The 12,866-nt window shown below is 66.6% G+C and carries 14 protein-coding genes; 4 read left to right on the top strand and 10 right to left on the bottom strand.

The genetic code is table 11. The features are described 5' to 3' along the window. Positions 1-35 precede the first annotated feature (35 nt). Genes M0R88_RS14110 through M0R88_RS18760 form a run of 7 tightly spaced genes read right to left on the bottom strand, consistent with a single transcriptional unit; the run spans position 36 to position 9,643 of the window. The gene (locus M0R88_RS14110; protein WP_248654135.1) at positions 36-830 is read right to left on the bottom strand and encodes a DUF7289 family protein; all 795 of its coding nucleotides are present in this window, start codon (positions 828-830) and stop codon (positions 36-38) included. After that, positions 827-1,312 carry a DUF7266 family protein gene (locus tag M0R88_RS14105; RefSeq protein WP_248654134.1) on the bottom strand — a complete coding sequence of 162 codons (486 nt, stop codon included), beginning with the start codon at positions 1,310-1,312 and terminating at the stop codon, positions 827-829. Before M0R88_RS14105 ends, M0R88_RS14110 begins: the two co-directional genes overlap by 4 nt. After that, entirely contained in the window at positions 1,309-2,334 is a 1,026-nt protein-coding gene (locus M0R88_RS14100; RefSeq protein ID WP_248654133.1) for a DUF7261 family protein, read from the bottom strand. The genes M0R88_RS14105 and M0R88_RS14100 overlap by 4 nt, the downstream gene beginning before the upstream one ends. Then, positions 2,322-2,954 carry a DUF7288 family protein gene (locus tag M0R88_RS14095; protein WP_248654132.1) on the bottom strand — a complete coding sequence of 211 codons (633 nt, stop codon included), beginning with the start codon at positions 2,952-2,954 and terminating at the stop codon, positions 2,322-2,324. The genes M0R88_RS14100 and M0R88_RS14095 overlap by 13 nt, the downstream gene beginning before the upstream one ends. 1 nt (position 2,955) lies before the next feature. After that, on the bottom strand, positions 2,956-3,519 hold the full coding sequence (locus M0R88_RS14090) for a DUF7287 family protein (RefSeq protein WP_248654131.1): 564 nt from the start codon (positions 3,517-3,519) through the stop codon (positions 2,956-2,958). 2 nt (positions 3,520-3,521) lie between these two features. Then, the gene (locus M0R88_RS14085) at positions 3,522-5,543 is read right to left on the bottom strand and encodes a type II secretion system F family protein (protein WP_248654130.1); all 2,022 of its coding nucleotides are present in this window, start codon (positions 5,541-5,543) and stop codon (positions 3,522-3,524) included. After that, positions 5,540-9,643 carry an ATPase, T2SS/T4P/T4SS family gene (locus M0R88_RS18760; protein WP_368409351.1) on the bottom strand — a complete coding sequence of 1,368 codons (4,104 nt, stop codon included), beginning with the start codon at positions 9,641-9,643 and terminating at the stop codon, positions 5,540-5,542. Before M0R88_RS18760 ends, M0R88_RS14085 begins: the two co-directional genes overlap by 4 nt. Positions 9,644-9,979: 336 nt before the next feature. Between M0R88_RS18760 and M0R88_RS14075 the strand changes: the two genes are divergently transcribed. The 4 genes from M0R88_RS14075 (at position 9,980) to M0R88_RS14060 (ending at position 11,469) form a co-directional block, all read left to right on the top strand. Continuing rightward, a complete protein-coding gene (locus tag M0R88_RS14075; RefSeq protein WP_248654129.1) occupies positions 9,980-10,420 on the top strand; it encodes a hypothetical protein in 441 nt (146 codons plus the stop codon). Positions 10,421-10,518: 98 nt separating this feature from the next. Next, positions 10,519-10,713 (top strand): hypothetical protein, encoded by a 195-nt coding sequence (locus tag M0R88_RS14070; protein WP_248654128.1) that lies wholly within the window; start codon positions 10,519-10,521, stop codon positions 10,711-10,713. 2 nt (positions 10,714-10,715) lie between these two features. After that, positions 10,716-11,249: a hypothetical protein gene (locus M0R88_RS14065; RefSeq protein ID WP_248654127.1), complete on the top strand. Its 534-nt coding sequence runs from the start codon at positions 10,716-10,718 to the stop codon at positions 11,247-11,249. Positions 11,250-11,256: 7 nt separating this feature from the next. Further along, a complete protein-coding gene (locus M0R88_RS14060; RefSeq protein WP_248654126.1) occupies positions 11,257-11,469 on the top strand; it encodes a hypothetical protein in 213 nt (70 codons plus the stop codon). Positions 11,470-11,487: 18 nt separating this feature from the next. Here M0R88_RS14060 and M0R88_RS14055 read toward each other — a convergent pair whose 3' ends face one another. From M0R88_RS14055 to M0R88_RS14045, 3 genes are all read right to left on the bottom strand, one after another. After that, entirely contained in the window at positions 11,488-11,748 is a 261-nt protein-coding gene (locus M0R88_RS14055; RefSeq protein WP_248654125.1) for a hypothetical protein, read from the bottom strand. Positions 11,749-11,929: 181 nt separating this feature from the next. Next, positions 11,930-12,376 (bottom strand): hypothetical protein, encoded by a 447-nt coding sequence (locus M0R88_RS14050; RefSeq protein WP_248654124.1) that lies wholly within the window; start codon positions 12,374-12,376, stop codon positions 11,930-11,932. After that, positions 12,369-12,848 carry a DUF916 domain-containing protein gene (locus M0R88_RS14045; RefSeq protein ID WP_248654123.1) on the bottom strand — a complete coding sequence of 160 codons (480 nt, stop codon included), beginning with the start codon at positions 12,846-12,848 and terminating at the stop codon, positions 12,369-12,371. Before M0R88_RS14045 ends, M0R88_RS14050 begins: the two co-directional genes overlap by 8 nt. Positions 12,849-12,866 lie beyond the last annotated feature (18 nt).

The raw sequence follows: 12,866 nt of genomic DNA, 5'->3' as shown, positions 1-12,866 counted from the left end.
GTCGGTTCGCATCCGGAAATTACAAAAACTCCGACTCAGCCTTTCACGTCGAACTCGACGACGGTCTCGGAGACCAGCAGATGGTCGGTCCGGAACTGGTAGGTCACGTCGCCGTCGGTCGCGTCGCCGTCGATGGCCGTCATTCCCTTATCCTCGAAGTAGCGTCCCCACGCCGCGGCGCGGGGCGAATCCACCGTCACGTTGACCCGCGCCTCGTCGGCCGCGTCGGGGCCGGTATCGAAGGAGCCGTCGAGGTTCTGCGACTGGCGGTAGGCGACCAGCAGGACCGTCGAGGAGCCGCCGACGCCGCCCGAGTCCGAACGCGGGTACGTCACCAGCATGGGCACCATCGAGCGCCGGTCGTCCACGAGCAGGCCGGGTTCGGCCCGCATCGCGGCACTGCCCCCGTCCACGCGGAACGTCGCGCCCGCCGAGTACACCACGTCACCCGCCGCGCCGGAGTAGACCAGCGGTCGGGTCGTCGCCGAGTACGTCGCGTTGGCGTCCGTGGCGGTGTGGTTGACCTGCACTTCGATGCTCACCGGGTCGCCGAACCCGAGCGTCGCGTCCGAGAGTTTGAGTTCGGTCGCCCGACTCGGCGCGCCCTCGCGGGTCAGGTCCCCGACGTTGTCGTCCAGCACGTCGAACGCCCGGACCGCGTTGGTCAACTGCTCGTCCTGGCGGGCGTCTTCGAGCCCGCCGATGCCGGTCGTGTAGACGACGCCGACCGAGGCCGTCACCAGGGCGAACACGAAGACGAAGCCGATGGTCTCGCTCACGCCCCGGCGGTCCAGCAGTCCGCGTCGGGTCCTCGCGCGGCCGTCGGTCACGCCGCCACCACCTCCACGTCGCCGTCGCCGGCCAACTCGATGCGGAGGTTCCCGCCCCGGACCGTGGTCTCCTCGACCGGCGTGTCGTGGTGGAACCCGACCCGGACCGTCACCTCGGGGGTGTCCGACCGGAGGACGATTACCGCGGGCGAGGTCCGAATCGACACGTCGTAGCGCGTCCCGCCGACGCGCTCGGGGAGCGTCACCGAAATCGAGACGGTCGGGTCGGTGCCCGGCCCGGCGCTCCCGACTTCGGCCAACCTGTCGGCGGCCATCAGGTCGCTCGCGACGCGCTCGCCGACGACCGAGAGTTCGGTCCGGACCGCCGACTCCCGCCGGTCTTGAACCATCCCGCCCGTGGCGGTCAACACCCCGCCGATGAGCATCGTCGCCACGACGAGGTTGAGCGCGTAGTTGACCGTGATCGAGACGCTCCGGGTGTCGTCGCGGAGCCGCCGGGAGTCGGGCGTTCTCCCCGTCATCGCGGCTCACCCGGCGCGGCCCGGACGGTGGTGTGGAACGCGACGTTCGGCGTCTCGAAGTGAATCTCGAACTCGGCGGCGTACACCGCGGGTGCCCACCGCGGCGACTGGCCGGCTCCCGGCCCCGCGAAGTTCCCGGTCTGGACGGCGGTCCCGGCCGCCGACGTGTCGACCGTGACCTCGTAGGTCCCGGTCGCGTCGTCGGCGCGCTCGAACCTGACGTCGTAGGGCGCGGCGACGCCCTTCGCCCAGTCGAGCGCCGGACACCGCTCGCCGCCGAGTCGGCCCGACGTGAGGTCCACGGTCGCCGACGCCGCCGTCACCGAACAGACCGTATCGGCGGTCCCCTCGCTCCCGTTCTTCACCGCGACGGCGACGGTCGCACCTCCGCTGGGGTTGTAGATGCGGGCGCGCCACTCTCGCGAGCTTCCGTCGGCGACGACGGTGAACGCGTCGCTCTTCGTCTGGCTCAGTTCGTCGCGGTTGACCGTCAGTCTGAAGCGGCGCACGCCCGGCGCGGTGCCCGACCCGGCGTCCTCGACGAGCGTCCACCCGTTCGCTCCCCCGGCGCTCGTGAAGTTCCGCGAGGCGTTGGTCTGGCGGAGGATGCGCCCCTCGGTCAGCGAGAGCGTTCCGGTATCGACCTGCGCGATGGTCGAGCGCTCGGCGCGGTAGCGCGACGCTACGCTGTCGTAGCGCTCGATGCCCGCGGTGACGTTCGCCTCCACCTTCGCGCGAGTCTGGTACTCCGCGCGGTTCTCGGCGTCCACGACCTCGCCGACGCCCGCGATGGCCTCCTGTCGGAACGAGACTGCGGCGTCGTCTTCGACTTCGGCCCCGCGGGTGGCGAGGTTCTGTGTGTAGATGACCGTGTTCAATAGCAGGACCAGCGCGACCAGCGTCACCGCGACCGCGAGACCGGTCACGAGGATGAGTTGACCGCGGTCGCGCCGGTCGCCTCCACCGCCTTCTCGGTCCCGGTCTCCGCGACTGCCGCGGAGTCGATGCCTCACATCTGCCATACGACGATGCGCACCTCCATGACGTTGTAGAAACTCGCGTTGGGCGCGGCGTCCGGCGCGTAGAAGTTCGCCGACGAGACGTTGCCGCTCGCGCCCGAGAGCGGCGTATCGTCGGCGAGGACGACGGTCCGGGTCGCGGCCGCCGCGTTGTCGCTGGGCGACCCCATGTAGACCATCGTCTGCTTGCGCGTGTCGCCGTCGGGCGTCCGGTATCTAACTTCGACGTTGTACGCGATGCGTCGCCCGGCGGTCGAGAGACCGCCGAACGTGTCGTTCAGCGCGGCCCCGAAGGCGTTGGGCGGCCCGCCGTTGGTGTAGAAGCCGCGACTGCCGGCCGCGACGAACGCCGAGTCGTCCGGGTCCCAGAACGTCACCGCGGGACGGAGCGTGCCGTTCTCCGCCCCGGCCGACAGCACGTCGGCGGCCGCGGTCCGATGTTGGTTCTCGATGTGCTGGTTCGACGTGCTGGCGGTCAGCGGCGTGACCGCGGTCGCCTGTAGCGCGAACAGCACGCCCGAGACGACCAGTAGCGCGGCCGTGAACGCTTCGAGGGTGTGGACCTGCCCGCGGGACCGCGTTCGGACCCGATTCCCGCGGTCGGGGGGAGCGTTCGCCGACACGCTACCACAACCTCACGTAGAGGTCCGCGTCGTCGCCGCCCAGCAGAATCACTCGGCGGGAGACGACCACGCTCTCGGACCGCGGCGGGGTCGGTCCGGCCGCGAGCGTGACCCCGCGCCTCGACTGGACGGTCCCGTCGTTCTCTATCGTCAGGTTGACCGCCGTCGCGGGACCGAGACCGAGCGCGGCGTCCAAGTCCGCGGCGTCGGTCGCGTACTGACATCCCGCGACGCCGGCCGCGCCGTCGCCCGCGGCGTCGAAGAACTCGGCGGTACACGCCGAGTCGAACACCCCCGGAGACGTCGGGTCGGCGAGCAACTGCTCGGCCAGCAGTCCGGCGGTCCGGTCGGCCGCCAGCACGTCGCCCGACCCGGTGGCGGTGAACGGCTCGAAGACGCCCGGCAGGAACGCGACGACGAACGCTATCGTCAGCAGGAAGACGCTCATCCCGACCACGAAGTCGATGCTGGTCTGTGCTCGGGGAAGGGGCTCGGAACCGGCCGGTCGGCGTTCGCGCTCGTCGGGGGATCGGCCGTCTTCCGGAGAGGGGGATTCTCGGGGCATGGTCAGATGAACGCGAAGGTTATCAGCGCGACCGTCGGGAGGACGACGGCGAACTTCACGCCGGACATGAGCGAGGCGTCCCGGATGTAGCCCGCGATGAACCCCGACAGAATCGCTTGCAGGGTCACGGCGTGGAAGAACAGCATCGACAGGAGCGTGGTGTCGATGCCGCCGCCGAACTGCGAGGACCCGGCCCCGCCGCCGCTCGACGACGCCTGACTGGCGAGGCCGGCCATCACGTCGAGGAACTTCACCTTCAGGATGGCCATCACCGCCAGCAGGGTGAGGTAGGTCATGATGATGATGACGACCTGCATCCGCGAGCGGGACTTGCGTTCGCGGGCGATGTCGTCCTGATTCTCGCTGGCCTGTGCCGCGGTCGAGAGGACCGCCGTAATCTGGCTGGAGGCCTCCTGCGCCTTCGAGACCAGCTTCACGGTCCGGGCGAGTCGCGGGATGTGGTACCGGTTGTTGAACTCGATGAGCGCGGCCTTCAGGCTCATCCCGTACTCGACCTTGGCGTGAATCACGTCGAACTCGTCGGCGAGTTTCCCGGTCGAGGTGTCGGCGACCGTCCGGATGGATTCGAGCAGGGTCAGGCCGGTGTCGTTGGCCGACGAGAGCTTCCGCAGGTTGTCCGAGAGCTTGCTGATGACGGCCTGCCGGGACCTGACGTTCCACGTGTGGAAGATTGCGAGGGGGAGGAAGTTGACGTACACCGGGACGTAGACGTAGATGAACGTGCCCCAGATGGGCCGGGCGACCATCTCCTGAAACGTCCGGGGCGCGGCCCCGGTCCAGACCGCGTTGCCGACCAGCACGAGCGACGCCGGGAACGTCAGCCCGAGGATGAACAGCGGATGCTCCCGGAAGAAGATGTGCGGTCGCTTGAGCAGTTCGACCGTCTCGAACGTTCCTTCGCGGCTCTTGATGCGGTCGAAGATCGAGAACTCGCCGACGTACGTCTCGATGAGTCCGAGGTGGAGCAGGCCCGCGCCGGTCGAGGCTTCGAGTCGGTCGCCGGCGTCCGAGGGGTTGAGGTAGCCGTCGCCGGGGTCGTCCTGCTTGACCGTCGAGACCAACACGAGGAAGCCGACGCCCGTCAGGGGAATCAGGCCGTACACCGTCGCGTACAGCATCGACTCCTTGGCCTGCCCGAGCATCGACATGATGACGAGGATGATGATGAGGAGCAGGGGGAACAGCGAGAGGGTCATGTACATCTCGCCGAACAGTTCCAACGTCTCGAGGGTCATCTCCTGTTGCTGCTTGGCGGTCCGCATGTGCTTGTCCTTCTTGTCGTCCAAGAAGTCGCTCATGTCCCCGCCGGAGTTGACGATGGAGAGCATGTCCGTCAGAAACTGCGAGAGTTCGTCGCTCGGCGTCTCCAAGGCCCGCTTCTGGATGGCGGTCCGGTAGTCGGTGTCGAAGTACTCGGTCTCTTGGACGATGGACTGGAACTCGCGGGCCACCTCGCCGTAGGTGTCGTCGGCCTTCGCCATCGCCTCCAGAATCTCCAACTGGTTCAGCCCGCCGATGGAGAGGGCGTACATGAACGAGATGGCGTCGGGCAGGAGCATGTTTATCTCCCTCTCGCGCTCGCTGGCCCGCATGTACGGGATGCCGACCACGATGCCGAAGCCGATGGCGAACCCGATTGCGCCGAAGACGAGACCGCTGGCGACGACCAGCGAGGGAATCTTGAACGTCCGGATTATCCACGCGACGAACTGGTTCGGCACCGGCACGCCGATGAGAACGCCCACCTCGATGACGCCGGTCATGAACAGCACGTAGCCGACGAGCGTGCCGAGCAACCAGAGGAGCGCGCCCGCGAGGACGCCGACCGCCAGCCCCCGCGAGAGGTACAACTCGACGGTGTCGGGCATCCGCGCCTCGGCGAGTTTGGTCTCCACGTCGGCCACGAAGTCGCCGTCCTCGTCGAAGAGGTAGTCGAAGAGGGGGTAGAACGTGTCGGCCAGCGAGTCGGCCGACCGCTCGGGACTCGACGCCCCGTGGCTCATGTCTCGTCCTCCTCGCTCTCGGGGTCCGACCCGGCTTCGTCGTCGGTGTCGAAGGCGGCCTCGAAGTCGCCGAAGGAACCGCTCTCGTCGCCGGAATCACCGTCCAGGTCGTCGGTGGCGACCGAGTCGGCGCCGACGATTTCGTCCGCGAACTCGTCGGGGTCGAACCCGTCGCTCGCCTCGTCCTCGCTCTCGTCGTACACGTCGGGGAAGTTCCCGAGTTCCCCGGCGTCGTTGACGTTGCGGACGCTGTCCTCCGGGCCGACCGATTCGGTGTCCTCAACCGGGCCCCCGTCTTGCGGTGTCGAGTCGAGCAGGTCGCCGCCGAAGGGACCGTCGGGGTCGGCGTTCGGCGGGTCGTCTCGGGACCGGTCGCCTTCGCCGGAGTCGGCCTCGATTTCGGCGGGCGCGTCGGTGGGTTCGGCCGACTCCGCGAGCGCGACGGCCAGACCATCGACGTCGGCGTCGGCCCCGCGGTAGTCGTCCAAGAGTCGGTCCTCGGCCTCCGCGAGAATGCCCTTGGCGAGGTCGTAGATGTCCTCGGTCGGGTCGGGCCGGGGGACCATCTCCTCTTTCTTCGGGTCCACGTCTATCTGGACGCTCTCCATCTCCCGGAGGTCCTGCAAACTCTCTTCGAGTTTCTCGTTGGCGACCAGCGTCAGGATGGTCTCGGGGTCGTTGATGAACGCCTGCACGGTGGCCGCGACCTGCCTGTACTCGTTCAGCCCGTTCTTGATGAGGTACGCGAGGATGACCCGGCGCTTCAGAATCTCGTTCTCCAGTCTGTCGCGGTCCCACCCGCGGTCGAACATAATCTCGTCCATCGTGTTCGACCCCGAGAGGCGCATGTACTCGTCGTCCTCCGCGCGCCACTGGAAGATGTCTTGGACGTTTATCTCGTCGTTCTCGGCGCTGTACTCGTTGATTTCGGTCAGCGACTTGTTCCGGCGGACCTTGCTCCCCTGCACGCGGGTCTGGGTCTGGATGGAGACCAGGTCGAGCGCGGTGAACAGCGTCTTGCTGACGTTGATGGGTTCGGTGGTGAACCGCTTGAGGACCTCGCCCACGGTGTCGGCGTGGAACGTCGTGTAGGTCGTGTGCCCGGTGGACATGACTTGGAAGAGCGTGCGACCCTCCTCGCCCCGAATCTCGCCCATCACGATGTAGTCGGGTCGCTGGCGGAGCGCGGCCTCCAGCAGGTCGAACTCGTCCACGTCGCCCTTGTCGTCGTCGCTGAACGAGGGACGGGTCACGCTGGCGATCCAGTTGCGCTGTGGCAGTTCGACCTCGCGGGTGTCCTCGATGGAGACGATCTTGGAGTTGCTCGGGATGAACAGCGAGACCGCGTTCAGGCTGGTGGTCTTCCCGGACGCGGTACCCCCGGCGAAGATGAGCGACTTGTGGTTCTCGATGGCGAGCCACATGAACGCCATCTCTTCGAGCGAGAACGTGTTCCAGTTCACGAGGTCTACCGGGGTGAACGGCACGTCCTTGAACTGCCGGATGGTGTAGTTGGTCCCGTGGTCCGACACTTCGCGGCCGAGGGTGAGCTGTGCGCGCGAGCCGTCCGGCAGGGTGGCGTCCACCTGCGGTTGGCGCTTGCTGATGCCCTTGCCCGACCGCTGGGCCATCTTGACCACGAAGTCGTCCAGTTCGTCCTTCCCGTGGTAGACGTTCGTGATGACCTGCTCGTAGTCGGTGTGGTAGACGAAGACCGGCGAGTTGTACCCGTCGCAGGAGATGTCCTCGACGTTGATGTCGTGCTTGATGCCGTCGATGCGCTCGTAGCCCACGAAGTCCCGCCGGAGGTAGTAGAGCAGCTTCTCGGCCTGATACTCCGAGAGGTCGTCGCTGTCCTCTTCGATGAGGACCGGTTCGGGCCGGACCGCGATGCCGTCGAGTCCGCCCTCCTCGTCGGGTTCCAACGCCGCGATTTTGGCCTCGACCGCGGCCCGGACCTGCTCACGGAGGCTCCCCTCAGCCTCGAAGTCGAGGTCTAAGTACTCGTCGAGTCGGATGCGCGGTTCGGTCGCCTCGTCGGTCGTCGCCGGGAGGTCGCTCTCCTCGTCCGGTTCGTCGGGATTCCACGGCGCGGGTCGGTCGGCGTCCGCGGCCGCCTCGTCCGAGTCAGTCACCTCGTCGCCGGGAGTCGCGGACGCGACGGCCGCGTCCGGTTCGCCGGGCGACTCGACTTCGGCGTCGGTCCCCGCGTCCGGGTCGTCGCCGACCGCGCCCCCGTCCGCGGCGATCTCCTCGCCGTCGGTCGCGGCGTCGGGGTCGGTCTGCTCGTCGACGTCCGGCGACGCTTCGACCCCCTCGACCGCTTCCGGGTCGGTTTCCGCCGCGTCTCCGGGTTCGGCTTCGCCGTCTTCTGCGCTATCCCCCCGGTCGGCCGCCTCGGCGCGTCGCTCGCGGCGCTCTTCGACGAACTCCCGGACCGGTTCGAACGCCTCGTCGGTCTCCTCGCGGAGGCGTTCGACGTAGGCGTTCACGGCGTCTCGGGTCTCGTCGTAGCGGTCGAGCAGTTCCTTCAGCTGCTCGGCGCGCTCGCCGTCGTTCTCGGCGTAGAGGTCGTAGCGCGCGAGCAGTTGCAGGGCCTCGCGCTCGATGACTTCGGCGCGCTCTTCGTCTTCGGCTTCGACCACCACGTCGTCGCTGGAGTACTTTATCGAGGAGCGAAGCTTCTTCGTCAGGAACTCCTTGAGGTCGTCCTCGATGGGGGTGCAGTACGGCTCGACGAGATAGTACTTGGTCTCGTTCTCCTTCGCGGAGTGGAAGATGACGACGAACGAGTAGGGCTTGTTGACCCAGTAGCGGTCAACCTCCCGGAAGTGGCGTTTCTTCGGGAGCGCGACCTCCTTTTCGAGGTCGTAGCGATTGACCAGCGTGGTGTGGCCCTCGACGGTCGAGAAGAAGGCGTCCTCGTCTAACTCCTCGGGCACGTCGAGGGTGCGCTCGTCCTCGATTTCGAGGAGCTTTCGCGCGTCGTGTGCGCCCTCCGCGAGGAGTGATTCGAGGTCCTCCTCGGGGAAGCCGAGCCACTCCTCCTTCTCGAAGCGCTCGATTTCGCCCTCGTCGTCCCGCGGTCGCTCGGGCGCGGTGACGTCGGTGTCGGTGTAGTAGTACTCGTACTTGAAGTGTTCCCAGTAGTACTCGCCCTTCGTGACGGGCGTCGTCGCGGGGTCGAGCCACGCCTCGAACGAGGCGCTGAGGTCGGTGACGGCGCATCCGGCCTCGAAGACGCTGGCCCCGACGTCGTCGTGGCCGAGCCACTCGCTCCGGTCGAAGGGGACGACATCGCCCTCGTCGTCGCGTGGGAGCGCCATCCCCTCGCCGTCGTAGTAGTACTCGTACCGGAAGTGTTCCCAGAGGTACTCGCCGAGCGCGACCGGCGTCTCCTCGGGGTCGAGGTACGCTTCGAAGTACGCACTCAGGCCCGCGGCGGTCTCCGCGCCTTCCTCGACCAGGTCGGGGATCTCGTCGGGGTCGTAACCGAGGTACTCCTCGGGGTCGAAGGGCCGGGCCTTCCCGCGCCAGTTGGTCGGCGGACTCCCGTTCTCGTAGAAGAACTCCTCTTTGAACTCCTCCCAGTCGTACTCGCCGACCGTGACGCCCGCGCTGGCGAGTTTCTCGTCGCTGAGTTCGAGCGAGCGCGGCCCCTCGGTTTCGTCGTCGGGGTCTCCGTCCGCGTCGTCCGCGTCACCCGCTGAACTGTTCTCGTCGGCATCCGACTCGCTATCGCTGGACTCCTCGGAGTCACCCTCGTCGGAGTCACTCTCGTCGGACTCACCCTCCGCCTCGACGTCGTCGGAGTCGTCAGCGGCGTCGTCGGCCGCCGCGTCGCTCCCTTCGTCGTCGGTTCCGGTATCGTCGAACTCGGCGTTGTCACTCTCGTTATCGCCGGACTCGATACCGTCAGCCTCGGTATCGTCGGTCGATGCGTCTGTGCCTTCGTCAGTCGCCCCGTCCACGCCTCCGGATTCCGAATCGTCGCGCGCGTGTCGGTCGCTCCCGTCGCTGTCCGGCCGGTCGCGGACCGAGTCGCCCCGCCGTGGTTCCTCGTCGGAGGCGTCACCCCCGGCGTCCCGTTCGTCGCTCATTGGCTACTCCCCTCGGCTAATGACGCAAAAAACCTTGTAACAGAGAACAGATACATCGTCATAGTTTACGTTACATGCTCAATGGAGGGATAATCAAAATTATGGCCGACAGGATAGAAACGTGATACGTTGCCGTCGGTCGCTAGCTCGAATCGCTGGCCGAATCCCGGTCCAGAAACTTTGGTCCGATTTTTCATCGTTGTCGCGTGGTCGCCGGTCCGACAACGCGGCGTTTCTCGCCGACTGACGGTTCTGTAGACCGGGTCCGACGGCGATAGCCGGCCTTCCCGTCGAAAAACCGGAAGGCGTAACTTCCGGGCCTCGCAACCCCCGTTCGTGACTTCAGTACGGCTCTTGGCGATGCTGAGTACGGTGTTGCTCGTGGTCGGGGCGCTCCTCGTGGGCGAGGCGCTCCACGGCGGCGTCGTGACCGGAGAGTTCGCCGTGACTTCGCCGTACGTCGTCCTGCGAATCATTCTCGGCGGTATCTTCATCGCACTGGGCTACCGGTTGCGCTCGCCGGTCGAGGAGTACGTCGATATGCCCTCGGGCGAACCGAACCGCTCGGGGCGGGACGACGAGCAGTCGCCCGACCCCGACCAGTCCGGCGAGTTCGACCCCGAGATGTCGCCGCTCGGCGGCGGCGGACTCGACCACGTGGATGCGGACGAGCGAGAGGAACGCGACGGTCGAGATGGACACGACGGCCCGAACGAACCCGACGAACGGGGTCGTGACCACCGGAACGGAGGCGACGACGGCAGTGGGCGCGAGTGAAAGTACGGAACTTTTAACCTTGGCGAATAATACCACAAACCATGGCGATACGCGAACAAGTCCCGAAACCCCTTCGCGGTCCGGCGGGTTTTGCATCGTTGGCAGTCATGCTTTTCGGCGTCGTGATCGGGTACATCCTCGTCACGACCGGTATCACACTCTACTTCAATTTGGACCCCATCCAACAGGGTGCCGTCAGTAGCTTCGAGGCCATCGCCGTAATCGGCGTCGGCGTCGGTACGCTGGTGGTCGGCTACCTCGGCTGGCGCGGCTTCAACTACTTCGCCTACTAACCATGCCTACGGACGTTCGCACACATCCCGACGCGCCCGATCTCGAAAAGCTCCAGAATCTCGTCCTCGAACCGATTCCCCAAAGCGAAATTCGCCGCCGTCGGGAGAACGGCGAGGTGTTGGTCGAAGACGTAATCAACGAGCGCGAGGACCTCGACGTACGCGCGCCGATGAGCGAGGAACCGGGTGAACCGGTAGACGGCGACGTCGGCACCGCGCTGTACCGGCTCGTCCAGTTGTTCGGCACGCCGCCGTTCCCCGAGTACGCGGCTGGCGAGGACATCAGCGACCGCAACGAGACGACCTACAAGTACCTCTTCCGCGCCTCCCTCGAAGACGACGTGGACGACCTGCCCGACGAGTGGCTGATGACCCTCTGTGACTGGCGGCTCGAAGTCGGCGTCGGCATCTGCGAGTGGCGCGACGAGGAGTCGGAGTTCACCGCCGACGAGAAGGTGGCGCTGACCTCGATGGCGCTCGCCCAGAACGTCACGACGGAACCGGTCGAGTGCGACTACAAGGGCATCTGGTACTGACTCGCGCATGGACGACCCGAAGGAATCGATGTACGTCTGGTTGACCGACGAGCGAAACCGGACGTTGCTATTGTTCGCGTTGGCGGCGGGACTGGGCATCACGAGCCTGGTTTTCTTCTTCGCCGGAAGATCGGACTCGCCGACGCGCGCCGAGTTCTCGCTCATCGTCGCCGCGATGGTCGTCGTGTTCTACATGACGCTCCGGACGAACGTCTACTGACTTCGTCCGGTCGGTCGGCTATCTCCCGGTCAGCCAGTGCATCAGCGAGAACGCCACCGCGAGCGAGGCGAGTATCAGTCCGGCGAACACCGGGACGATGGCCGAGTAGCCGTAGAGACCGAGCCAGTGGCCGCCGTAGGCCGCGGCGATGAACGTCGGCACGGACAGCACCAGAAACAGCGACGAGAGGTAGCCGGCGAGCGTCGGGTCGTCGCCGTGACTCGCGTAGGTCCCCCGCTCGCGGACGGTCTTGTCCCGCTGTGGCGTGTCCTTCGGCACGGGGTGACGTAGCGCCGGGCGGCCTATAAACTCAGGGATACGAATTCGAAGATTGGAATTTTCCTTTCGAACTCGAATACGGGAGTTACCGCGACCGCACTGCACAGCACGACCTCGTGCGGTTGGCGCGCCGCGAACGCGGCGCGCCGTCGGAGACGACCCGAAAGAATCGTCGCCGCGGTCAGCCCTCCAAGTATCCCCCGAGGAGCAACGCGGCGAAGTACGACCCGTAGAACGTGATGACGTACGGCGGCAGACCGCTGGCGATGGCCTCGCCGACCATCTTCGGCAGGAGGAGGTCGCGCGCGCCCGGCGGGTACGCGAGCAACCACAGCGGCGCGATCCACGCGACGACGTGGACGGTGAGACCGACCGTCATCGCGACCAACGAGAGCGTGATGCTCTCGGCGAGGTCTTTGGCGAGGAAGTGGGTGTACGCGCCGGCAACGGCGACCAAAGCCAGCGCCCACGTCTCCGTGACGACCCACGGGAGGAACTGCTCTTTCAGGAACATGAATTCGCCCATCCCGGCGACGACGCCGGTCAACGTCCCGAGGGCGAGCGGCCGGAGCCGCCCGCCGATTGCTCCGAAGCCGAGTCGCGTCCCCGCGAGGTTGCGCTCAGCCATCGGTCTCCTCCGTGACTTCCACCTCGACGCGCTGGTCGCGTATCCGCCCGTCGAGCTGTCCGGTGACGACGATGTTCCCCGCTTTCGCGGCTCGTGCTGCCCGGTCGCGGTGTTCCTCCGGAACGCTGATTCGCGCGGTCAGCGTCCGGGTTTCGCCCGCGGGAACCGTCGTCTCCTCGACCTCGTTGCCGGTGCCCGTCAGTTGAGTGCCCTCGACCTTTCCGAAGAGTTGCCCGTAGGACGCGGTGAACGCGGCCCGCGTCGGGTTGTGAATCCGAATCTGGACCACGAGCTGGTCGCCGTCCTCCGACATCGCCACGTCGGTCGCGGTCGCGTCGATGCTGACCGTGTTCATGACGGCAAGATGCCCCGAGAACGTCGGGACGAACAGCGCCGCCGTGACGAGCGCGACGACGAGAAACGACCCCATCGTGACCGGTTTCCGGGGACGGAGTAGCGTTCGGTCTGCCATATGCTACCATAAACGCGT

This window comes from Halorussus gelatinilyticus, assembly GCF_023238445.1.
GTDB lineage: Archaea > Halobacteriota > Halobacteria > Halobacteriales > Haladaptataceae > Halorussus > Halorussus gelatinilyticus.
The sequence above is the reverse complement of the archived record's forward strand: the minus strand, read 5'-3'. Positions and strand labels throughout refer to the sequence as shown.

Bases quoted from the DNA above. Each gene is read 5' to 3' on its own strand.
- M0R88_RS14065 (WP_248654127.1), top strand. From the start codon at position 10,716: ATGCCTACGGACGTTCGCACACATCCCGACGCGCCCGATCTCGAAAAG.
- M0R88_RS14045 (WP_248654123.1), bottom strand. From the start codon at position 12,848: ATGGCAGACCGAACGCTACTCCGTCCCCGGAAACCGGTCACGATGGGG.
- M0R88_RS14105 (WP_248654134.1), bottom strand. From the start codon at position 1,312: ATGACGGGGAGAACGCCCGACTCCCGGCGGCTCCGCGACGACACCCGG.
- M0R88_RS18760 (WP_368409351.1), bottom strand. From the start codon at position 9,643: ATGAGCGACGAACGGGACGCCGGGGGTGACGCCTCCGACGAGGAACCA.
- M0R88_RS14090 (WP_248654131.1), bottom strand. From the start codon at position 3,519: ATGCCCCGAGAATCCCCCTCTCCGGAAGACGGCCGATCCCCCGACGAG.
- M0R88_RS14050 (WP_248654124.1), bottom strand. From the start codon at position 12,376: ATGGCTGAGCGCAACCTCGCGGGGACGCGACTCGGCTTCGGAGCAATC.
- M0R88_RS14100 (WP_248654133.1), bottom strand. From the start codon at position 2,334: ATGGCAGATGTGAGGCATCGACTCCGCGGCAGTCGCGGAGACCGGGAC.
- M0R88_RS14060 (WP_248654126.1), top strand. From the start codon at position 11,257: ATGGACGACCCGAAGGAATCGATGTACGTCTGGTTGACCGACGAGCGA.
- M0R88_RS14085 (WP_248654130.1), bottom strand. From the start codon at position 5,543: ATGAGCCACGGGGCGTCGAGTCCCGAGCGGTCGGCCGACTCGCTGGCC.